Raw genomic sequence first — 22259 nt, forward strand, 5'->3', positions numbered from 1 at the left:
CCCCTCCTTTTATTCTGAATCTGGTGCCGCTTCTGGTTTGCGGTTAGACAAGAGAACAAATGGCAAATAGATGAAGACTGCTACTACAATACAGATGAGCTGTGTAATGACAGCTCCCATACTGCCAGCGGTTGACAGCCATGCATTCACAATCGGCGGTGTCGTCCACGGCACCATCACGACTGCTTTTCCAGCAAACCCTGTAGCTGTCGCAATGTAACCAATCGTCCCTGTCACAAGCGGTGTGACGATAAATGGGATTGCCATCACAGGGTTTAACATAACGGGTAATCCAAAAATAACGGGTTCATTGATGTTGAAGAGGCCCGGCCCAGATGAGAGCTTGGCAATGCTTCGCATCTCTTCCCTTCTTCCAGCAATAAAAATCGCAATCAAAAGCCCAATGGTCACACCTGAACCACCAATACTCATATACACATCCCAAAATGGCATCGTGATGATATTCGGAATCTCTTTTCCCTCTTGAAATGCTGTCATATTCACTGCAATCGACCCTAATAAGAGCGGCTCCCGGATCGGTTTGATCATCTGGTTGCCATGGATGCCGATCACCCAGAAAAATTGCGCCACAAACATCAACGTTAAAATCCCCGGCAGACCCTGTACAACACTTTCTAGCGGGCGCTGCACCACGTTATACACTGCTTCATGCAAATAAATGCCTGTCAAACGGTGAAATGCAAAGCCGAATGAACTAATGATCGTAATCGTAATGATCGAAGGAAAAAGTGACGAAAAAGATGTCGCAACATTCGATGGAACAGAATCTGGCATCTTGATTTGAAGCCATTTCACCTCGGTCAGCTTACAAAAGATTTCCACAGATATGATCGCAATGATCATCCCTAAAAATAAGCTTTTTGGATCAGAAAATTGCCTTGCCAGTACATCTACAACCTCACGCATCGATCCATCAACTTCAAGAAGAAGTGTCGTTGGAATAACAGATATAAATGAAATCAATGCCATCAGCCCTGGGAACAGGGACTTGTGCCCGTTGATTTTCCCAAGCTCTATCCCGATGAGGAACACAGCCCCAATCGTTAAAAAGTTCAGCGTGGCATAATTGATTGCCTTCATAATTGGCTGAAGCTCCGCTAAAAATCTGAATATCTCAAAATGAGCAAGCCCTGTTTCCGGGCTCATGATCATATTTGCCACCAATACAGCAAAAGCGCCTGTAATGATGATTGGCATCAATGTGACAAATGCCTGTTTAATCGCCATAATATACTTCTGATTCGTGATGCGATAAGCCACATTCCCCATGACGTCTGCCGCTTTCTCCTTGAAGCTCATGATCCGTCTCCCCCTTTGCAAAAACTCGTGATCATCCTCCTTTTTGATGTTATTTTAAAAGCGCTTTCATTAACATCTAATCTTTTTCCTCACAGATGCGGAAATGGGTGTCCCGTTTTTTCATTCGGATGCTCCAATATTTGAAGCGCCGCCGTCAGTTCCTCAAATGAAGCGGCCTTGATGAGTTGTTCCACCACTTCCTTCCGCTCTGTCAGCCGCACAAGAAATTGATAAAGCGACTGTAATTCTTTTTGATACGTCTTCTGGATACTCAACAAACAAACGACTTGTACTCGATCTTCACCCCACAGCACCGGTTTTTTCAACGTGCAGATCGCACAAAACGTGTCATCTGTTGCCGGCTTCATCGGATGAGGAATCGCGACCAAATGACCGAACGATGTCGGGGACACTTGCTCTCTTTCCAGCAATAATTGTTCAAACTCGTCCGGGATGCGATGTTGTTCCTTTAGCACGTTCACAAAAAATTGAAGAACCTCTTCTCTTGATTGAAGGTCTTGCTGATAAAATGCCAGCGCCGGACTGACATACCGCAAAACCCCTGTATCCTGTGGATCCTGCACAAAACGTTTCAGCCGTACAATATCATCGTCACTTAAAATCGTATGTACATCAATCACTGGCACCGGCAATGTGTTCTGAAGCGGAATGGTACTAATAATAAAATCAATGCTTCTCAAATCATACGAAGGAAGATCCCCAACACTTGCAGTTCCAGCGATCTCCAGCCTTCCGCTAAAAGCCGCCGTCAGCTTATGAAGAAGGAGCTGACTGCTGGCGACACCCGTTGCACACACAATAAGACATCTCTTTCTCACATGCTGTGATTTTGTCCGCTCGATTGCAGCACCGATATGGAGCGCCAAATACCCAATCTCATCCTCATGGATCTCGACCCCCTCTTTTTCCTTCAGCCATCTCCCCATATAGACACCCGCTTCAAATGCAATGGGATAATGCCTTTTAATGTCCGGTAAATAGGGGTTACGAATGTTCATATCGTACTTAAAACGATGAATAGCGGAACGCAAATGAAGACTTAATCCAACGATCAACTCCTTATCAAATTGAATATCAAGTGACATGTGCTCCTCTACATAAGCAAGTAATTGGTGAGTGAAGCGAAAGTGATCTTCGTCTAGAAGGTGAAATAGCGTATGGCCGTCATCTCCATATGCCATCATCTTGGCTCCCATCAAGTGAATCGCAATGTACGCCATTTCAGATAACGGAAAATCAATAGCTAATACATGCCGAATATCTTCTGCCATTTGTTGAGCCACTTGAAAAACAGGCTGCACTTGAATGTCTTTCAATTCCGCTTCTGGCATCATGACTAGTTTTTTCTCTTCAATTCGTTTGCATGCAATGGCGATGTGGGTGACTAAATTACTTAAACCGATCTCTGACAGATGAAGTCCGCTTGCTTTTGTACGTGAACGCACAATGTCCTGAACCAATTGATACGTTTCTTCAGGTAACAGCGCAGAGTTCGCATGCTCTTGCTGAAACACATGCTCAGCCATACAATATCTTAATTTCATTTCATCCCCTGTCAGCCGCAATCCATATTTAGGGCGATGTGCTACAGAAAGTCCATGTAATGAAAACAAATGTCTGACAGCTTTCAAATCATTCTTCACTGTCGATTCACTCACAAATAGTTCCTCTGCCAACCCATCTAATTTGATATAGTCTTCAGACAGAAGCAGCCTTTTCAATAGATACGCCACACGGTCTTTAGGCTGATTGGGAATGACCTGTTCCTTTTTTTCGTTTCTTTCTCTCAGCGACTTTTTCAAAAATGTACGAAATGCCCCATAATCCTCGACGGTCAATGTATACCCTGCCCCGCGTTTGATATGTAGTGCGGCTCCATGTTCATCTATTATAGATTTAAGCGCTTTCATATCTGTTCGGATGGTTCGTGATGTGACGCCAATCATGCGGGCAATTTCTTCACTTGTCAGTTCCTGCTCCGCTTGCATCAAGCGTTTCAGGAGCTCCTCCTGACGTAAAGATAGCATGGGCTCTCCTCCCTTGGCATTTACTTTTGCCTATCATCATAAACGAAAATAGAACTCTTTGCCCAGTTTTTCTTACAAATCGGGAACCTCAATATGGCTCAATCGTATGATGATGAAACAAGAGGAGGGATACATCATGGATTCTTTTATGTTTGTTGTTATGATCATATTGGCTTCTTTAGGAGCAATCATTGCCCACCTGTTCACATCAAAGGATAAACGTACATCTGCTAAGCGTTCTTCACATCACAGTTCAACGACAAGTACCTATACTGATTCATATACTCATCACGCTTCTGATGCCTCCTGCGGGGGAGATTCAGGCGATAGCGGTGGTGGATGTGACTAAACAAAAAAACAGCCGCTCGCTTATGAGACGACTGTTTTATATTTTATTTTAAAGAGCTTTCCAGCCCCGTTCAATCAAATGTTTAACATCCTTTGCAAAATCCTCGCCCTTTTCCATCACGTCCTGGGCTCTTCCGGCAAAATTACTGGCAACAGCCAGCTCCATTTTTTTTAATTCAAAGTGCAAGATTTTTTGATCAAGCTCGGTTATATATTTTTCATACTCATTGTTCACGATGTCGTGCATTACATGGTAGGCGTCTTTTCGGTGGCGATGAAAGTCGGTTCCTCTCTCACCTTTCCATGACGAATCTAGAGCAGGCTTCTTAATTTCCTTTATGTCTGACTGCGCAAGATCTTGTTCTGTTCGAATATTGCTTTTGGCTGTCTTTAACCGAGAGATCATTTCATCAAATTCTGCACGTCTGTTTTCAATTCCCATATGCAGATGGTGTAGCATCTCGGATAAACTCATGTCATCCACCTCTATCGGACCTCATACGAAAGCACAGCGTCAGAGCCTTGGAAGCTATCGACTCACTTGATTTTTCCAATCCTGACATTTCTATCGTTTCGCTTTCATTAAGTATAGTATAAGGTGAAAAGCCTCAGTCTTAAATAGGGAAAAGGTGTCCTTTTAGTGACGCGTTTGGAAGAAAAACGGAATAATACAAGGTCGTACATCCTGAATTTTATATGATTCCATTGAACTATATTTCTTATCATGCAAATGTAATCCATAAATAAAAGCGATTGTGCTGATTATTTTACAGCAATCGCTTCGTCCTGTTCTTTTAAGGTTTTCACATTCGAGCGCGTGTCCTGGACATTTTTAATTAAGGCTTCTTTAAAGTTTGAGACCATTTCGTTCACCTCTGCCTCACGTGCCGTCCATTTGGTCACAAATTCAAGGCTGTTTTCACCCGCTTTATCTGCTGCTTTTTTCATCATTAAAGCTTCGACTGCTTGGGAGACTTCATCTAGTTGATTCATAACTGTTTGGTAGTTTAACTTAATTTGTCCCATCGTGATATCCTCCAGATTTGTTCAGCATGAAAGCAGCTTTACAAGCTGCTCCATGCTTTTGAGATCAAGCGTTTGGCGTCCTCTACTGCGTCTTCTCCTTTTTCAGCAAGACGTGCGGCGTCTCCAGCTAAAGAACTGGCAAAAGATAACGCAGCCTGTTCAGCTTCTAATGTACTGATTTTGAATTCGATGCGGCTCACGTAGCGTGGGTATTTGTCGTTCACAATCGTTTGCAGCGCATCATGTGCTTCATTCCGCTCTGATTTGAAATCCTTGCTTCGCTCACCATTCCAAGAGGTCCCAAGCTTTGGCTGCTTGATTTGCTTCAGATCTGTTTCTGCCGCATCTTGTTCACGTTCGACCTTACTTTTCGCCTTCTTCAGTCGAGCGATTTTCTCTTCGATTTCTGCTTTTTTACTTGTAATGCCACCGTTTAGGGCAGACAGCATATCCGATAAGCTCATTATGGGTTCCTCCTCCTGACAAAAAATAAAAACGCTGCTTAGAGTTCCTCTAAACGAGCGTAAGGTGAATAGCACTTTTTCCATTATTGTTATTATAAGGTTCAAAGACTCATGTTTGAATAGGGATTTGTACCCTTTTTATGGGATAAATATGCTTTCGTTCTGCTTCACATTACCTCTTTAGACCTCTTTTATAAAGGGTCTAAACTCCCGATCATCTTCTTTATATCATATGTAGTCTCTCGGTCCTAGGACAAGCAAAAGCCGCCTAATTGAGGCGGCTTTTGTAAACGGCTTATGAAGCCGATTCTTCTGATTCTTGTGGATTCTTAACGTACCAGATGAATTTCCCTGTATATCCATAAATAATAGCAAGACCAATGGCAACAAAGCTCAACCACATAAATGGTAAATAAGAGAATGTGGATACGCCTAGAATTCCCGCCATATAAATCCCGTTATCTGACCAAGGGACCATACCAGACGTCATTGTTCCACCGACCTCAGCGTTTCTAGATAGAACGCGTCTGTCTATTTTCAATTTATCGTAGCTTTTTTCCATAATTTTCGGTGTAAGAATTAATGAAACGTACATTGCACATCCAAAAATATTTGCAAAGAATGCTACAACAAGTGTAGATAGGGTTACATTTCCTGCATTATATAATTTCTTCTCGAAAGTAGCGACAATCACTTTTAGAACGCCTAGATATTCAAGCACGCCACCAAACCCAAGCCCGAGAATAATGACCACTAAAGATCCAAGCATATTCACAATACCACCACGATTTAACAGCGTATTTAAGAAATCTACATCTGAATTAATAGAGAAGCCATTGTATGCTGAACCAATCGCATCTGCCGGATTCATTCCTTGGAAAGCCATCGCCCAAATAGATCCTAAAAGAGCACCAATGGCAATAACAGGCATTGAAGGTTTCTTAAATACGAGCAGTAATACAACCACTACTGCTGGGATGACCATCCAAATGTTAATGGTAAATGTATCATGCAGGGCATTTTTCAAAAATTCTACCTTATTTTGATCAATGTTGCGTCCACCATACATAAAGCCTGTAACCGTAAACATAATGGCCGTAATGACAAAGGCTGGTATGGATAAAACCATCATCGCTCGAACATGTGCCAGCACGTCCACTTTTGAAAGAGAGGAAGCGAGCACTGTACTATCTGATAATGGGGATAATTTATCTCCAAAATAAGCACCAGATAAGACGGCACCTGCCACGATCGGAAGTGGAATACCTAGCCCTTCACCAATTGCGATCATCGCAATCCCTGCCGTTCCAACCGTCCCCCAAGAGGTTCCTGTTGCAATGGACATGAGTGCACAGATGACAAGTGTAGCTAATAAGAAGATATTAGGATGAATAAACTCTAAACCATAATAGATTAACGTAGGTACAACCCCACCTGCAATCCATGTACCAACAAGTGCACCTACTGCAATTAAGATTAAAATGGCTTCTAAACCATTCGATATCCCTTTTGTGATCGCATTTTGAAGATCCTTATAGGAGTGCCCCAATCGAATACCTAATGCGATAACCATAAACCATGAGATAAACAATGCTAGTTGAATATCCAATTTGAAATAAAGAGTAAAAGATAAAACAATTGCTAAAAACAAGCCAAGTACAGACACGACTTCTAACATAGACGGCAGACGTGGTGATTTCATTGTGTTTCCTCCCTTTGTGTACGCGTTAAGCGTTTTCAAAATATTGTGAAAAAAGTGTGTCAATTCGAAAGAAAGTGAATTGCCTGTTTTTCTCTATTTCACAGGCAATTCTACATATTAATAAAATAAAATTTTTGATATTATTATCGCTCTAGGAGCTCTGCACCCGCAATACCAGGCTTTGTCATCTCATATGGATTCAAAATAATATCAAGTTCTTCTTCTGTTAACACATCATTTTGCAAGCAAAGATCTCTAATGGATTCTCCACTTAAAATGGCTTCCCTTGCGATTCTAGCCGCGGCTTCATAGCCTAAGTGAGGGTTTACCGCAGTAATGACGCCTGCACTTTTTTCCACATATTCTTTCAAACGTTTTTCATTTGCTTCAATGTCCACTAAACAATGATCTGTGAATGAGCGGAATCCGTTATTCATTATACTAATAGATTGAAGCAAGTTAAAGACCAAAACAGGCTCCATCACATTTAACTCAAGCTGGCCTGCTTCAGAAGCAAGACAGATGGTATGGTCGTTCCCAATGACCTGGAATGCGATTTGGTTAATGAGCTCTGCCATGACTGGATTGACTTTCCCAGGCATAATGGATGATCCTGGCTGACGAGCTGGCAATGCAATTTCAGCAAGACCTGCACGCGGTCCAGAAGCCATTAGGCGAAGGTCATTGGCAATCTTAGACATGTTCATCATGCATACTTTTAATGCGGCGGACACTTCTGTGTAAGCATCTGTATTTTGCGTCGCATCCACGAGATGCTCTGCGCCTACAAGCGGAAGACCAGAAATATCTGCTAGCTTCTTCACAACGATCTCAATATAACGAGGATCTGCGTTTAAGCCTGTCCCAACAGCTGTTGCACCCATATTCACTTCATATAAATGCTGCTTTGATTGGTTGATCCGTTTAATATCACGGCTGAGCACGCGGCTGTATGCCTCAAATTCCTGTCCTAAACGAATTGGAACAGCATCCTGCAGATGCGTACGTCCCATTTTGATCACATGATCAAATTCTTTTGCTTTCTTTTGGAATACGTCCTGCATCGTTTGCATTGTCTCAAGCAGAATGTCTAACTGCTTCAATACAGCAATGTGGATAGCTGTTGGAAACGAGTCATTCGTCGATTGTGACATGTTTACATGTGTGTTTGGGCTTAAATGGATGTATTCACCCTTTTGATGCCCCATGATTTCTAGCGCTCTGTTTCCAATCACTTCATTGGCATTCATATTCATCGACGTTCCTGCGCCGCCTTGGATTGGGTCTACAATAAAGTATTCATGCAGCTTGCCTTCAATAACTTCATCAGAGGCTTGTACGATGGCATTTCCAATTCCTTTATATAAACGTCCAACTTCCATATTGGCTTGAGCTGCTGCTTTTTTCACGATGGCAAAGGCTCTGATCAGTTCCTCGTGCATGCGATATCCTGTAATCGGGAAATTTTCTTTTGCACGAAGGGTTTGAACCCCATAATACACGTCTGCCGGAATTTCTTTTTCACCAAGAAAATCCTTCTCATAGCGATAAGTTGCTTGAACCATCTGATATGACCTGCTTTCTATAGAATAGTTAAATCACTAAATCTTCTGCGATTGGCGTTTCCATAATCTTCTTCACTTCTCTTGGGTCTGTTGTTTTACCTAATGCCCACATAAGTTTCGGCACGATGGCTTCTGTGTTCATGTTTCGTGAACGTGCCACCAGTTCTTGATTGATTTTGCGTCCTACTTCATACACGCTCATGTCTTCTCCTTCTTCAAGACACTGAGTTGTGATGACAACAGAAATTCCTTCTTCAAGCAATTCGTTGATTTTCTCTAAAAGGTTTCTTCCTTCGAAAGGAATACCGCCGCTGCCGTAGCTTTCGATCACGACTCCTTTGTAGACGCCTTTGATTGCATCTAAGAACTCAGGCTTTAGACCTGGGTGCAATTTCAAGAGACAAACGTCGGTGTTTAAAGATGCGTCTAATTTAAGCGGTTTCATTGACGATCTTTTTACTTTGCTATTGTATTCAATTTGATGGTTTTCAATCGATGCAATATATGGGTAGTTAATACTTTCAAATGCATCATAGCTTTTCGTTCTTAGTTTGATTGCGCGTGTTCCTTGAATGACTCTGCCATCAAAGACAACATACACGCCGCCTACGCCGTCACATGCAAAGCGAATCGCATCGGTGATGTTTTTCTTCGCATCTGTTTTCTTAAACGTAATCGGGATTTGTGAGCCTGTAATGACAATTGGCTTATCCGGATTTTGCAGCATATAAGAAAGAGCTGCTGATGTATAGGCCATCGTGTCTGTACCATGCGTGACAACAAAACCGTCATATTGATCATAATTTTCATAAATGGCTGTTGCAATATCCACCCAGTATTCAGGCTGCATATTTGTACTATCTATACTCATTAGGGACTTTGTGTCCATTGTATACTCTGCATTAATTTCGTTTAAATAGCTTAAAAGGTCCTCAGCTTTAACACCTGGAGCCAAACCGTTTTCACTCTCTACAGATGCAATCGTCCCACCAGTGGTTAAAAGCAATAATTTCTTCAACAGGTCCACCTCTTTCAATAAAATTACTTCGTTTGTCACACATATTATAAGCTAGCTTGTGCTATTCTATAATATACGCTTTACGCGTACCTTCATTGCCATTATAGTCACATAACGCGAATTAATCAAGAAATTATTACGCATAACGCGTACATTCCATGTCAAAATATGATATACTGTTGTTGTATATAAAGGAGCGTTCATGTAATGATACTCGATCGTTTAACCACCCTTAGAAAAAAGAAAAAATGGTCTCTCCAGCATACGGCAGATCGCCTAGGTATCGCCAAAAGCACCTATGCCGGTTACGAATCTGGGTACCGACGACCTTCGCTTGAAGCAGTGAAGCGGCTGGCTGATTTGTATGATACGTCCATTGATTTTTTACTTGGTAGAACGGACGAGCCAGAGATACAACGCAAAATCTCTGATATCAAAATTGAACTGACGGAAGCAAAAGAAGGAACCATCCTTGTCGACGGCGTTCCCCTAAATGATGAAGAAATCAAACAGCTTGTTGCCTTTATTCGGGCGAAAAACACTCTAAAAGTATAAACACAGAAAAGAGAGGCCCCTATCAATCGGGTGCCTCTCTTTCCTTTTTCCTATCAGCTGCTTATGAATAAGGAGAAGAAAGCTGACTTAATTCCTCTAACCGCCGCTTCGCTTCATCTTTATTAAACGAACTATAATAGCGATAATTCTCATCATCTAAGATGCGGTAATGCTGACTAAGCACATTTTGCTGAAGACGAAATGTGCCTTTTTTGATAGACGTCCGCCACCAAACCTTTCCGCCAATCGTACGTTCCACCGATAGATGCAATTCATCATGTGCCACGACTTCCAGAATCTCAAGCGGATCATCCCCAAGTGTCCCTTTTAAAATGTCACTATCCCTGAATAATGCACATACGGCCGCAGTTTGCGTCCAGTTGAGGCGCAGCCTATTTTTTTCAACCTGCTGCAAATGCCGTTTCGATAGACCAAGTACCTCAGCCATGCGGTCCTGCGTATAATTCTTTTCTTTTCGAATCCGTGCCATTTGTTCTGTGACGAGGTCGATTACCATCTCTTTATCCATCTCTCATCACCTTCCCGAGTGTTCAGTCTTTACTGACATCATACACGATTTCTTCGAAAAAGTGGCACCTCATCCTTCGGAATCATGGAAAATACATCCTAGTCGATCTGCTCTTCGACCTGACCATGCTGCTGTCTCCAGTTCTCTTGGGCTGACTGATTTAAATATGGGTAGATCTCTTGTTTGACGGCTTGCTCGAATACTTCTTCATCTAAAATACTGTACGCTGGAATCTTGATCAATTTCCCGTCTATTTTCCGAATCAACACATCCATGAAGAGAAAACCCCGTACACTGTACCGATGCCTGCGCATATCGATGGATTGAATGTCTTGAAAAGGGATCGCTTGCCCGCGATGTAAAACCGCGCCATTCTTCCCGCGCTGAATGCGAAAAATCACATTTCCTCTCTTCGTAAAAGCCGGTAAAATCATCAAGAAAGAGATCCAGCCATAAACAATGCCTAGTAGTCCGCCTAAAAATAAAAACAATGTATAATTCGATTCAAATGTAAGAGCTTCTGAAAACAACCAAATACCGATGATACCGAAGCCGCCTGTTGCTAAGAATGCCCATACCCTTAAAAAGGTCCTGCTCCTCACTTCTATTACTTCACTTGGATTCAAGCGTCATTCTCCTTTTCTCCATTAGAATATAGAACGTAATCCGTCTCTATGAGCCGTCTCAATGCGAAATTCATTTTCTTTTATTCCCGACACAAGCCACGACTGTTCCTCACCTGGAATGACAAATAACATGGACTCCACATCAGGCGTATTGTTTTTGTCGTAGACGACCTTCATCAGGGAGTCCATCTTTCCTTTTCTCGTCTTTACATCAGAAACAAATGCCTGCACGAGTTCTTCGTTCTCTGCTCGATGAAGGAAGGAAGGCCACTCATTCTTCGCCTCACTTGCTTGCTCTAATAGCATTTCAAATTCCTCTGCTTGCAAGGTGATGACAGGTGCAGGGTGATCACTCATCTGTATGTTGAAAAAGGCAGTCACTTGTTCCTCTGCCTGCTGATCGTCTTTCAGTTTTTGAATCTGATGGACTTGTTGATCATAAAGCGTGTGGTGCGCATATACGCCCGTCTGTGTCGTATGAAAGGAGGTACTGACTTCTTCATCTACATCCCCAAATCGAGACGCTTTGACGGTGTGAGATGCATCATTCATCGCCTGGATGAAATGACGGTATTCCCCTTTATAACGGTATTGTCTGTTTCGAAATTCAAGTACACCTTTTGCGAGCAAAGAGCGGCACGCAATTTCAAATAAAAACCCAAGGCGTTCGTCCTCTACATCAGGATAATAGGCTTCCTTTAAGGACATGCCCTGTTCAAAATAGCCTTCACTGTAAAAACTAAAGATGAGTTCCTCAATACTTAGACTTAGCTGATCCAACTTGATCTCTCCTTATCCAAAAGAAAATGCACCCTTAAAGAAATCGCCAGCACCTTTTATGAGCGAATCAGCGGTTTCTTTTGTTTTTTCTATCCCTTTATGTATCACCTGATTTGCCTGATCAATGGTGTCATTGACTGCTTTCACACCTTGACCCGCCAGCTCGAATGCTTGTTTCCCTTTATCCACGACCGCATGAATAGGGTCCTTTAATTTCACTGCAACCTGTTCAGCAAAGCCTGATGTCAGCTTGGCGACTTTTTCTCCTATAAATCCACCGACTGCGGAACCAATGGCTCCTCCAACGACGGTTCCAATCGGTCCTGCAAAACTTCCAAGAGCTCCTCCGACAACGGCACCTGCGACAGACCCGCCAGCGATAAAGACCGTATTGTTCACTGCATTTCCAACAGCCTTCGCATTTTCACGCTTAAGGACTTCTGGCTGATCACCGAATTCTGCATAGTTCTCGGCAATTTTCAATCCACAGCCGACCGTTTCCGTTGCACCAGTGACAACCGTTGCAATGATGGCATTTCCTTTCGCGAATCTTGACCCATTTTTCAGAACAGACTTGATAGCAGCCGTGTCCTTCCAATTGATACTTCCTTTTGTAAAATCACGAACGCTATTCGTAAAGGCAACCGTATCGTCAGGATAAAATTTTGTGAATTTCTTATGGACCAAGTCAGCCATCGACCAGTTTGATCGTTTTAATAATTCTTTTTTACTCAGCCAAATCCTTGCTAGCCGGTCAAATCTCGTTCCTTCTACCCGGCTGGTCAGATCAAGCAGCAGCTTTGAATGCTGCGCTGCATACCGGCCATTGTCTTTAATGAAGGTCGTCATCCCAAGCCCATAGTATTTCGCCTGCATCATCACAATACCAGCTAAGCTCGTGATTGTACCATATTGATCATAGATGCTGTACATTTTCCGTAAAATATCGTCTGCTTCGACCATTTTATCTTTTGCATGACGAATCGCAATATCATCACTGCTCAATTTACTGATCAATGCTTGTCCTGCTCCCCATGCATCCCCGACACCTGAAAAACAGCTTCTATACCGAGGATCACAGCCTAAAATGAGACCATCCAGTTCACTATGTAAATCGCGGTGCTTCGTTTCAATGACAGACAATTCGCCTACAACATCATTCGCCAGTCCTGTCAGCTGATCTGGATCAACCACAATGTCACGTGCCATCACATCATCTCCCTTCTCGATTTCTTTCTCTCCGTTCTTCTCGTCTCTTTCGCTCAAGCTCTTCCATTCTGGCAATTTCAGCTTTCCGTTCCTCGATTTTGACCGCTGCGTCGCGCAGTTCCTGACTTGTTTCAAGCAAGTCCTTTTCAAATTGATCATAGCGTGACGTTGTTTCCTCAAAGCTTTGATCAAATTTATCCCTTGCTTCTCCCTGCCAGCCTGATCCTACTGCCTTCAGCCGATTCTCCAGCAGCTGTTTTGACTGCCGAATCTCATCAGCTGCTTCCTGAAACTTTTGAGCGAGTGCCAGCGTTTGACTAGAATCCAACTTTCGCACCCCTTTCTCCCAATTTAACGTACAAATGGATGATTTTATATGTCCTCATTATAAATAAAAAGACACCCAAAAAAATCACCCTAAAGAACCATTCAACACACCATCTAATGAAAGTAGGTCTTTTTCCTCTCTAATTGCCAAAGAAAACCTTTCTTGTTATGAAGCGCATTCAAGACGTGATAAAATGGACGTATTCTACAAAAGGAGTGACGTATAGATGAAAAAGGAAATGATTCAGCGTTTCACAAATTATGTGAAGGTAGATACGCAGTCAGATGCAGAAAAGGAAAGCTGCCCATCTACTGAAGGACAGTTGAACCTAGCGAGACAGCTAGTTGAAGAGATGAAGTCCATCGGGATTCAAGAAGTGACAATGGATGAAAACGGCTATGTCATGGGAACGATCCCGTCTAACACTGACAAAGAAGTGCCGACCATTGGCTTCCTGGCTCATATCGACACAGCCACTGACTTCACCGGCAAGAATGTGAAACCGCAGCTTCATGAAAACTATCAAGGCGGCGACATCACCTTAAATGAAAATCTACATATCGTTTTATCTCCAGCACAGTTTCCAAATTTACAAAAATATCAAGGACATACGCTGATCACAACAGATGGCACGACCCTGCTTGGTGCAGATAACAAAGCAGGTATCGCAGAAATTATGACCGCTATGCATTACTTGATTGAGCATCCAGAAATCAAGCATGGAAAAATTCGCGTCGCCTTTACACCAGATGAAGAAATTGGCAGAGGGCCGCACAAATTTGATGTTGATGCCTTTGGCGCTTCCTATGCTTATACAATTGACGGAGGACCGCTCGGGGAGCTGCAATATGAAAGCTTCAACGCAGCAGGTGCGAAAGTATCAATTAAAGGAAACAACGTCCACCCAGGGACAGCAAAAGACAAAATGGTTAGTGCTGCGAAGATTGGGATGCTCTTCCATAACAAACTTCCTTCTGATGAATCTCCGGAATATACAGAAGGCTACGAAGGATTTTTCCATCTCACGAAGTTTGTAGGAGAAGTCGAAGAAGCAGAGCTGCAATATATTATTCGTGATTTTGATAAAGACAAATTTAACGATCGCAAAGCACTATTTGAAAAAATAGCAAATGACTTAAAAGCCATCTACGGAGAAAACAGCATAAATCTCAGCATTCAAGATCAATATTATAATATGAGAGAAAAAATTGAGCCGGTGAAACATATTGTGGATATTGCCCATGAAGCAATGGAAAACCGCTCAGTGACACCTGTGATCGAACCCATCCGCGGCGGTACAGATGGCTCCCAGCTTTCATATAAAGGTCTTCCAACGCCAAACATCTTTACTGGCGGGGAAAACTTCCACGGTAAATATGAATTTATTTCTGTCGAGAACATGGTGAAAGCAACAGAAGTCATCGTTGAAATCGCACGTTTATTTGAAGAAAAAGCATAGATATGTTTAAAACCGTTCCTGTTCGGGAACGGTTTTTTAATAAAAGTTTACAATTTTCTGAAACTTTTATGACACTTTTTCGTACTAATAGAGACAACACCAGAAAAATTCTTCTTGACGAGTGCAATAACTGGAAATATAATAGTTAAAAACAACCAGTATTTTAGACCTAAATTAGCAGATCGACTAAACCTTAAGAACTAAACCGATTCTGCTGCTTATTTTCAGTTATAAACATCACTCACCCTGTCTACACTAAAGAATAGGATGAATTGGAGGAATGTCATATGATGATTTTATTGATTATCGCTTCACTTTGCTGCTACTTACTATTCTCTTTCAAAAAAGATAACCGCACACCAAAACGAAAAAGCGCAGAGCTTTCGGAGTTTGAAATCTTTCGTATGCGCCGCCACTACAACGGAAAACGCCGTCATCCACTAAATGATGCACCTAAACAAGTATAAATCTAAAGAGAGAGCCTCATGAGGGGCTCTTTTTGTTTGAGTAAATAACAAAAAACGACCAGATTCATTGGCCGTTTTTCTTTTTATTTATATACCTTCGCAGGAACTTGAATCATAGGAATTCCTACATAATAAGGTGAAATTTCATATGGCTGGAAGACAACAGCAATTCCCTTTTTCGTGAAGTAATACTGCGTGTTGTAGTTGATTTCAATGTCACTTTTTTTCAGGTTCGCATAGAATTTGCTTTTATGTTTCTTTGTGTAGTTATAAATATAATCTCTTACTTTCGTACGTTTTTTCTTTGTTTTCACAACGTCTGTCAAGAACAGCTGCTTTGTCTTTTTCTTTGTTAACACATAGTTCATGCTGGAAACCATCGTATCCCCATGCATTCCACCATCATTCATGTAGTCATAGTTTAAGATACTGAGCTTCTTCCCATTGTTAAATTTCGTTTTAAACGATCTTTCGTACGTGATCTTCCCAAAGCCTTCCTTTTTCGCTTCGTCCTTTAAGAACAAGTACGTAGAATAGGAGAAGGAAATATCTTCTTTCAAATCACGATTGATGGTTTTCATATGCGCCTTGCTTAGGTTTTTCACCTGTGCATATTTGAACGTTTTTTTCTTTTTATAATAGTGTGTGCTTACTTTTGCTTTTTTTGCTTGTTTGGCATCCGCCGATCCAACTGGCGCAAACAACGAAACAATCAGCGAAAAAATAAGCAGACTGATCGTTAGGCCTTTTTTCATCGTCATAGTAAAAACCCCCATTTTTGTCTATTACCAATTGAGTATACCATGACAAAAGAACCAAAAGAAGCGCTATTTCCATATTATTCTTCCTTTTTCCACATCGGGTTTGTTTACCGTTATTTGTTTATGTAGAAAATTAAACAGTAAAAACCATTGACTTTTTCTCGAAAAGGTTGAATAATTGTGTATATTAAGAAAATTGAATCAAAAGGTAACCTTATTAAGAGTGGTGGAGGGACTGGCCCTGTGAAACCCGGCAACCGCTGTTCCTAGGAACAGAATGGTGCTAATTCCTTAGGCAAGCAGATGCTTGTTTGAAGATAAGGCAGAGTTCTCTCAGTATATGATGCTCTTCCTTATCCAAGGAAGAGCTTTTTTATTTGATTTTTAACCTGTAGAAAGAAGGGATTCAGCATGACACAAGTACAAACCATTGGAAAGAAAACAACGAAACCGCCATTTCGCGCAGATCAAGTAGGCAGCTTACTTCGTTCAGAACGTATCAAGGAAGCACGCAAGCAAAAAGCAGACGGCACACTGACAGCAGAGCAGCTCCGACAAATTGAAAATGAAGAAATTACACGCATTGTGGAGAAGCAAAAAGAAATTGGATTAGAGGTTGTCACAGATGGAGAATTCAGACGTGCATGGTGGCATTTTGACTTTCTTGAGGGATTAGATGGAGTCGAAGGATTTGAAGCGGATCAAGGTATTCAATTCCACAATACGACGACAAAAGCGCGTGGCATCAAGGTAACAGGCAAGATTGATTTTACAGATCATCCAATGCTGGAGGATTATCGATTCCTTCACAGCATCGCTGGTGATCATACAGCTAAAATGACGATTCCAAGTCCGAATATGCTCTTTTTCCGTGGAAAGCTTGAAGAAGGAGTATACGACAGCCTAGAGGCATTCCACCATGATGTGGCACAGGCGTATAAGAAAGCCATCCGTGCTTTTTATGATGCAGGCTGCCGTTATCTACAGCTCGATGATACCGCATGGGCCGTGTTCTTTTCTGAAAAAGGTCATGAACAAATCAAAGCCTTTGGCCGAGAAGAAGATGAACTTCGTGAGTCATTTGCGAAAACAATCAATGAAGCGGTTGCCGATCGTCCAGAGGATTTGGTGATCACCATGCACATTTGCCGTGGTAACTTTAAATCGACGTGGGCAGCTGAAGGCGGTTATGAAGCAGCGGCAGAAACGATTTTTGCCGGCTTAGATCTGGATGGTCTCTTTTTAGAGTTCGACGACGATCGTTCTGGCGGTTTTGAACCCCTTCGCTATGTGAAGAACCCTAACCTACAAATCGTACTAGGCCTTGTCACTTCAAAATACGGTGAGCTTGAGCCTGTTGAACAGATTAAAAAGCGGATCGAGGAAGCGGCTCAATACGTGGACATTAATCAAATTTGTTTGAGTCCACAATGCGGGTTCGCCTCAACGGAGGAAGGCAATCTGTTAACAGAAGAGCAGCAATGGGAAAAGCTTCGTCATGTAATTGAGATTGCGGATCAAGTGTGGACTTCGTAGTCTCTTTGACGAAAAAAAGACAAACCGTAGTTTGAGCGGTTTGTCTTTTTCTTTTAAGCATCTAAATGCTCACCATTCGTAGCAATCACTTGTTTATACCAATCAAAGCTTTTCTTTTTCTTTCTATCTAATGTACCGTTTCCTTCATTATCACGGTCGACATAAATGAAGCCGTAGCGTTTTTTCATTTCAGCTGTTGATGCGCTGACAAGGTCAATTGGGCCCCAGCTTGTATAACCAATCAGGTCTACTCCGTCTGCGATGGCTTCTTTCGCCTCTAGCAAATGGCTTCTGAGGTAATCAATTCGGTAATCGTCTTGAATGGACCCGTCTTCTTCTACTTGATCGACAGCTCCCAGTCCATTTTCTACGATAAACAATGGTTTTTGGTAACGGTCATATAGCTGGTTTAGTGTTGTACGAAGTCCTTTTGGATCAATTTGCCAGCCCCAATCACTTGCTTCTAGATAAGGGTTTTTCACGCCTTCAAATAGGTTACCACCAATCACTTGTCCAAGAATCTCTGGATCTGTACTTGTCACAAAGCTCATGTAATAGCTGAAGCCAATATAGTCCACTGTATGGTTTCTTAGGATGTCTTCATCACCATCTTGGATCTCAATATGAATTCCATTTTCGCGGAAGTATCGTTTCATGTAACCTGGGTAGTAGCCTCTTGCCTGTACATCTGAGAAGAACAATGTTTTACGATCCTGATCCATTGCAGAAAACATATCTTCTGGTCTTGAGCTGTACGGATAAGTCGTCATCGCTGCAATCATACAGCCGATTTTCGCATCAGGAATGATTTCGTGTCCTGCTTTGACAGCTAAAGCACTTGCAACAAATTGGTGATGCGCTGCTTGATATTGAATGCTTTTCTCGTCATCACCCTCTTCAAATACAAGTCCGCCGCCAGTGAAAGGCGCATGTAACACGACGTTGATTTCATTAAAGGTCATCCAATATTTCACTTTGTCTTTATAGCGAGTAAACAACGTTTTCGCATATGTTTCATAAAGATCGACAAGCTTACGGTTTCTCCAACCGCCGTAGTTTTTCACAAGTGCAAGCGGCATTTCATAATGAGAAATCGTGACAACTGGTTCAATTCCATGTTTATGCAGTTCATCAAATACTCTGTCATAAAAAGCAAGGCCTGCTTCATTTGGTTCAGCATCGTCGCCATTTGGGAAAATACGCGGCCAAGAAATGGATAGTCTGAAGCACTTGAATCCCATTTCTGCAAAGAGTGCAATATCTTCTTTATAGCGATGATAGAAGTCGATTGCATCATGATATAAATTAAGATCTTTCATTGATTCATCAAATGGATGCATAATACCATGCGGTGATACATCAGCTGTCGATAAGCCTTTTCCATCTTTATTATAAGCACCTTCAATTTGGTTGCCTGCAACAGCGCCGCCCCATAAGAAACCTTTAGGAAATGTTTTTTCTAACTTGTTCATGTTGAATGCCCTCCTCATTTTCTTCTACACTGACTGTGAGCAGTGTCTCTTTCACTGTAATCGTGCCATCTGTTTTCGCATCAATCTGTGCGAAATCATTTGTATTGGTGACGATAATTGGTGTCGTGACATCATAGCCTTCTTGCTGAATGCCCTCGATATCAAATTCAACGAGCACATCTCCTGCTTGAACAAGATCACCTGACTGCACATGACTTGTGAAATGCTTTCCGCCAAGCTTCACTGTATCAATTCCAACATGGATGAGAAGCTCTGTGCCTTGGTCACTCTTTAAGCCAATGGCATGTTTCGTTTGAAAAATGGTTTCAACCTTACCGTTGAACGGTGCTACAACACGTCCAACTGTTGGGACAATGGCTGCACCTTTACCCATGATTTCATTAGAGAATGTTGCATCATTCACTTGATTTAGCGGCTTTAGTTGACCTTCAAGCGGGCTTTGTACCACTTCATTTTGAAGTGCTGCTGTATCTTTCTTTTCTTCTGGTTTGTCTGCCTTTGTATCATCTTTCACTGGTACATCTTTGAACCCTAGAACAAGTGTCATGATGGTTGCTACGACAAAGCCGATCACTAAACCGATGATTGAGTAGACAAATGTTGGGCCAACGAATGTTGGGATTCCTGGAATACCTGCTGATCCCGACACAACATATGATTTTACTTTAAAGATCGACATGAACACGCCGCCTGCTGCTGCACCAATGAGGGCTGCAAAGAACGGTTTTTTCAATCGCATGTTCACACCATACATAGCAGGTTCAGTAATACCCATTAATGCTGTGATACTTGTAGACATCGCCAATGATTTGAATGTTTTGTTTTTTGATCTTAAGAAGACACCGAATGCTGCGCCTGCTTGGGCCATATTCGCTACAAACATCATTGGGAGAATGTAGTCAAAACCGTTTAACGTAATGTTGTTGATCATGATTGGAAGTAGTGCATAGTGCATACCCGTAATGATCAATGGTGACATGAAGCCGCCGATCAAGAGTCCGGCCAAAATACCTGCATGTTTAAACAATAAATCAATTCCACCTGAAAGACCATTTCCGATAATCCCACCAAGCGGTCCAACAGCGATGAGCATAATTGGTACAACGACAAGAAGTGTAACCGTTGGAACAAGGATGATCTTTAATGATTTCGGACTATATTTTTCTGCGAATCTTTCAACATATGAGCCAAGCCAGATGGTGAGTAGAATTGGAATCACCGATGAAGAGTACACAACGGCAACCACTGGCAAGCCTAGAAATTCTGTATTTCCCGCGCCTAGTAAAGCAGTTAACTGCGGGTGCAGTGCTGCTGCTGCAATGGCAGCGGCAATATACTGATTTGTGCCAAGTTTTTTGGCTACGCTTACAGCTAGTAGAATCGGTAAGAAGTAAAAGGCTCCGTCTCCGATGGCTGTTAAAATTGCATACGTACTGCTTTTATCTGATATCCACTGGAACGTAAGCATGAGTGCCAATATTCCTTTGATCATACCGGCTCCAGCGATGGCTGGAAGAATCGGCGTGAAGACACCAGAGATAAAATCGAAAAGCTTTGATATCACATTTTGTTTTGATGCTTCTTCTGTACCGCCTGACTTTACATCTGTTGACAGTCCTGAGTCAGCAATCATCGCTTGATAGACATTTGAAACATCATTGCCGATAATGACATGATATTGGCCTCCGCTTTGATTCACACCCATGACGCCGTCTGTTGATTGCAGCTTCTCTTTATCCGCTTTGCCTTCATCGTATAAGTTGAAGCGAAGTCTTGTCATACAATGCGTGACGTGCTTGACGTTCTTTTCACCGCCGACAAGCTCTAGAACTTCTTTTGCTGTTTGTTTGTGGTTCATTGTATTACCCTCCAATCGTTGATTAAATCATGATATAGAAAAAACCTAAACATCCATTAATGTCCGAGAAATAGCAATTCAGACATTAATCGATATTTAGGTTTTGCCTGCTTAACCAGTAACAATCCTTCATAGCGATTGATCGTTATTTAATTTTTATAAGTCTTTAGATATAAAAAAACCTAAATCACGCCTTATCAAAGATAGGGACAATGATTTAGGTTTTGCCTGCTTGACCAGTAACAATCCTAAAAGATTGTGGGTTATTTTGTTTATAGTTATAAATTATCATGTTAATTTTATGATGTCAACGCTTTCTTTTTGAATTTATTTTCTTTTTACCACTCTGTCGATATGCAAAGTTAAATATAGCATCTCATCTTCTATGAGACTTCGGTTGTATTCTTTTTGAACATAATCATTAATTTTCTCAGCACATTGAAAAGCCGCGGTGTTTTTCTCTTTTACTACTTCATACAGGAATTCATTTTGATTTTCCATTTGTGTTTCGTTAAACAGACGCTGTCCAAAAAACTTCAAATGCGTGACAAAACGGAAATAATTTAATGATTCCTCGTCTAAATCAATTTGAAAGTGATACTTGACGATATTTAAAATATCTTGAATGAGTTTGGTAATTTGGATCACGTTCGGCATTTCTTCATTGAGCTCTGCATTGACAATATGCATGGCAATAAAACCGGCTTCATCCTCAGGAAGATGAATGTTAAGCTTGTCCTGAATAATCCGGATCGCTTCTACACCACACATGAACTCTTCTTTGTACAACCGTTTGATTTCCCAGAGCAAAGCATTTTTGATGTCCATTCCTTTTTGATGACGTTCAATAGCAAAGGTGATATGATCCGTCAGTGTCACATAGATGCTGTCATTCAAATTTTTATTAAGGGTTGTTCTCGCATGATCAATAATCGCCTCACACACTTGCATATACTCGATCGGAATATCATAAAGCAGGGTTTTGAATTTTTCTGATATATCTTTATTTTGAATGGAAAATACTTTTTCAATACGTTCTTCGTCAATCGGATCTCCACTTTTCTTTTGAAAAGCGATCCCTCTGCCCATAATGACCAGCTCATGCTGCTCGTCATCATACGCACTGACCACATTATTATTGATTACTTTCGAAATGATCAATTGATA

At 41.7% G+C, this 22259-nt stretch carries 22 protein-coding genes and 1 riboswitch; of the genes, 5 read left to right on the plus strand and 17 right to left on the minus strand.

Features of this window, described 5'->3' with window-relative positions:
- Positions 1 to 9: 9 nt before the first annotated feature.
- Both GKC25_RS17405 and GKC25_RS17410 read right to left on the minus strand, forming a co-directional pair.
- Positions 10 to 1320, minus strand: coding sequence for a PTS sugar transporter subunit IIC (locus GKC25_RS17405; RefSeq protein WP_034660464.1), 1311 nt, complete (start codon positions 1318 to 1320; stop codon positions 10 to 12).
- Between the two features lie 89 nt (positions 1321 to 1409).
- Positions 1410 to 3368, minus strand: coding sequence for a BglG family transcription antiterminator (locus tag GKC25_RS17410; protein ID WP_034660465.1), 1959 nt, complete (start codon positions 3366 to 3368; stop codon positions 1410 to 1412).
- Between the two features lie 136 nt (positions 3369 to 3504).
- Here GKC25_RS17410 and GKC25_RS17415 point away from each other — a divergent pair, with 136 nt between their 5' ends.
- Positions 3505 to 3717 carry a hypothetical protein gene (locus GKC25_RS17415; protein ID WP_223249929.1) on the plus strand — a complete coding sequence of 71 codons (213 nt, stop codon included), beginning with the start codon at positions 3505 to 3507 and terminating at the stop codon, positions 3715 to 3717.
- Positions 3718 to 3765: 48 nt separating this feature from the next.
- Here GKC25_RS17415 and GKC25_RS17420 read toward each other — a convergent pair whose 3' ends face one another.
- The 6 genes from GKC25_RS17420 to GKC25_RS17445 form a co-directional block, all read right to left on the minus strand.
- Positions 3766 to 4191 (minus strand): YwqH-like family protein, encoded by a 426-nt coding sequence (locus GKC25_RS17420; protein ID WP_034660466.1) that lies wholly within the window; start codon positions 4189 to 4191, stop codon positions 3766 to 3768.
- A gap of 287 nt (positions 4192 to 4478) precedes the next feature.
- The gene (locus GKC25_RS17425; protein ID WP_106036383.1) at positions 4479 to 4742 is read right to left on the minus strand and encodes a YwqI/YxiC family protein; all 264 of its coding nucleotides are present in this window, start codon (positions 4740 to 4742) and stop codon (positions 4479 to 4481) included.
- Positions 4743 to 4780: 38 nt separating this feature from the next.
- On the minus strand, positions 4781 to 5206 hold the full coding sequence (locus GKC25_RS17430; RefSeq protein ID WP_106036382.1) for a YwqH-like family protein: 426 nt from the start codon (positions 5204 to 5206) through the stop codon (positions 4781 to 4783).
- A 295-nt stretch (positions 5207 to 5501) separates the two neighbouring features.
- The gene (nhaC, locus tag GKC25_RS17435; protein WP_095285615.1) at positions 5502 to 6908 is read right to left on the minus strand and encodes a Na+/H+ antiporter NhaC; all 1407 of its coding nucleotides are present in this window, start codon (positions 6906 to 6908) and stop codon (positions 5502 to 5504) included.
- 143 nt (positions 6909 to 7051) lie between these two features.
- Entirely contained in the window at positions 7052 to 8473 is a 1422-nt protein-coding gene (gene aspA, locus GKC25_RS17440) for an aspartate ammonia-lyase (RefSeq protein ID WP_187704244.1), read from the minus strand.
- Between the two features lie 28 nt (positions 8474 to 8501).
- On the minus strand, positions 8502 to 9491 hold the full coding sequence (locus tag GKC25_RS17445; RefSeq protein ID WP_003215391.1) for an asparaginase: 990 nt from the start codon (positions 9489 to 9491) through the stop codon (positions 8502 to 8504).
- A gap of 207 nt (positions 9492 to 9698) precedes the next feature.
- Here GKC25_RS17445 and GKC25_RS17450 point away from each other — a divergent pair, with 207 nt between their 5' ends.
- A complete protein-coding gene (locus GKC25_RS17450; protein ID WP_003214932.1) occupies positions 9699 to 10046 on the plus strand; it encodes a helix-turn-helix domain-containing protein in 348 nt (115 codons plus the stop codon).
- Between the two features lie 61 nt (positions 10047 to 10107).
- Here GKC25_RS17450 and GKC25_RS17455 read toward each other — a convergent pair whose 3' ends face one another.
- The 5 genes from GKC25_RS17455 to GKC25_RS17475 all read right to left on the minus strand — a co-directional run bounded on the left by GKC25_RS17455 (position 10108) and on the right by GKC25_RS17475 (position 13518).
- Complete coding sequence (locus GKC25_RS17455) at positions 10108 to 10575, minus strand: helix-turn-helix domain-containing protein (protein WP_034660471.1); 468 nt, start codon at positions 10573 to 10575, stop codon at positions 10108 to 10110.
- A 98-nt stretch (positions 10576 to 10673) separates the two neighbouring features.
- Positions 10674 to 11201 (minus strand): YfjD family protein, encoded by a 528-nt coding sequence (locus GKC25_RS17460; RefSeq protein ID WP_034660472.1) that lies wholly within the window; start codon positions 11199 to 11201, stop codon positions 10674 to 10676.
- Positions 11202 to 11222: 21 nt separating this feature from the next.
- Complete coding sequence (locus GKC25_RS17465) at positions 11223 to 11981, minus strand: hypothetical protein (RefSeq protein WP_095285611.1); 759 nt, start codon at positions 11979 to 11981, stop codon at positions 11223 to 11225.
- A gap of 12 nt (positions 11982 to 11993) precedes the next feature.
- Positions 11994 to 13190 carry a DUF6861 domain-containing protein gene (locus GKC25_RS17470; protein ID WP_187704589.1) on the minus strand — a complete coding sequence of 399 codons (1197 nt, stop codon included), beginning with the start codon at positions 13188 to 13190 and terminating at the stop codon, positions 11994 to 11996.
- Positions 13191 to 13194: 4 nt separating this feature from the next.
- Positions 13195 to 13518 carry a WXG100 family type VII secretion target gene (locus GKC25_RS17475; RefSeq protein ID WP_187704245.1) on the minus strand — a complete coding sequence of 108 codons (324 nt, stop codon included), beginning with the start codon at positions 13516 to 13518 and terminating at the stop codon, positions 13195 to 13197.
- 226 nt (positions 13519 to 13744) lie between these two features.
- On the opposite strand from GKC25_RS17475, the gene pepT reads away from it, so the two are divergent.
- Both pepT and GKC25_RS17485 read left to right on the plus strand, forming a co-directional pair.
- Positions 13745 to 14977 carry a peptidase T gene (pepT, locus tag GKC25_RS17480; protein WP_106042949.1) on the plus strand — a complete coding sequence of 411 codons (1233 nt, stop codon included), beginning with the start codon at positions 13745 to 13747 and terminating at the stop codon, positions 14975 to 14977.
- Positions 14978 to 15264: 287 nt separating this feature from the next.
- Positions 15265 to 15444 (plus strand): hypothetical protein, encoded by a 180-nt coding sequence (locus GKC25_RS17485; protein ID WP_003215411.1) that lies wholly within the window; start codon positions 15265 to 15267, stop codon positions 15442 to 15444.
- A gap of 83 nt (positions 15445 to 15527) precedes the next feature.
- Here the strand turns inward: GKC25_RS17485 and GKC25_RS17490 are convergent, their stop codons facing one another.
- The gene (locus GKC25_RS17490; protein ID WP_106038323.1) at positions 15528 to 16205 is read right to left on the minus strand and encodes a DUF3298 and DUF4163 domain-containing protein; all 678 of its coding nucleotides are present in this window, start codon (positions 16203 to 16205) and stop codon (positions 15528 to 15530) included.
- A 211-nt stretch (positions 16206 to 16416) separates the two neighbouring features.
- A riboswitch (SAM riboswitch) is annotated at positions 16417 to 16529 on the plus strand.
- Between the two features lie 87 nt (positions 16530 to 16616).
- Between GKC25_RS17490 and GKC25_RS17495 the strand changes: the two genes are divergently transcribed.
- On the plus strand, positions 16617 to 17741 hold the full coding sequence (locus tag GKC25_RS17495) for a 5-methyltetrahydropteroyltriglutamate--homocysteine S-methyltransferase (protein ID WP_034660478.1): 1125 nt from the start codon (positions 16617 to 16619) through the stop codon (positions 17739 to 17741).
- A gap of 53 nt (positions 17742 to 17794) precedes the next feature.
- Here GKC25_RS17495 and GKC25_RS17500 read toward each other — a convergent pair whose 3' ends face one another.
- The 3 genes from GKC25_RS17500 to licT form a co-directional block, all read right to left on the minus strand.
- Positions 17795 to 19213 carry a glycoside hydrolase family 1 protein gene (locus GKC25_RS17500; RefSeq protein ID WP_034660480.1) on the minus strand — a complete coding sequence of 473 codons (1419 nt, stop codon included), beginning with the start codon at positions 19211 to 19213 and terminating at the stop codon, positions 17795 to 17797.
- A complete protein-coding gene (locus GKC25_RS17505) occupies positions 19185 to 21092 on the minus strand; it encodes a beta-glucoside-specific PTS transporter subunit IIABC (RefSeq protein ID WP_187704246.1) in 1908 nt (635 codons plus the stop codon). Before GKC25_RS17505 ends, GKC25_RS17500 begins: the two co-directional genes overlap by 29 nt.
- Before the next feature lie 327 nt (positions 21093 to 21419).
- The gene (gene licT, locus GKC25_RS17510) at positions 21420 to 22253 is read right to left on the minus strand and encodes a BglG family transcription antiterminator LicT (protein WP_034660482.1); all 834 of its coding nucleotides are present in this window, start codon (positions 22251 to 22253) and stop codon (positions 21420 to 21422) included.
- Between the last annotated feature and the right edge of the window lie 6 nt (positions 22254 to 22259).

The organism is Bacillus pumilus (assembly GCF_038738535.1).
Lineage (GTDB): Bacteria > Bacillota > Bacilli > Bacillales > Bacillaceae > Bacillus.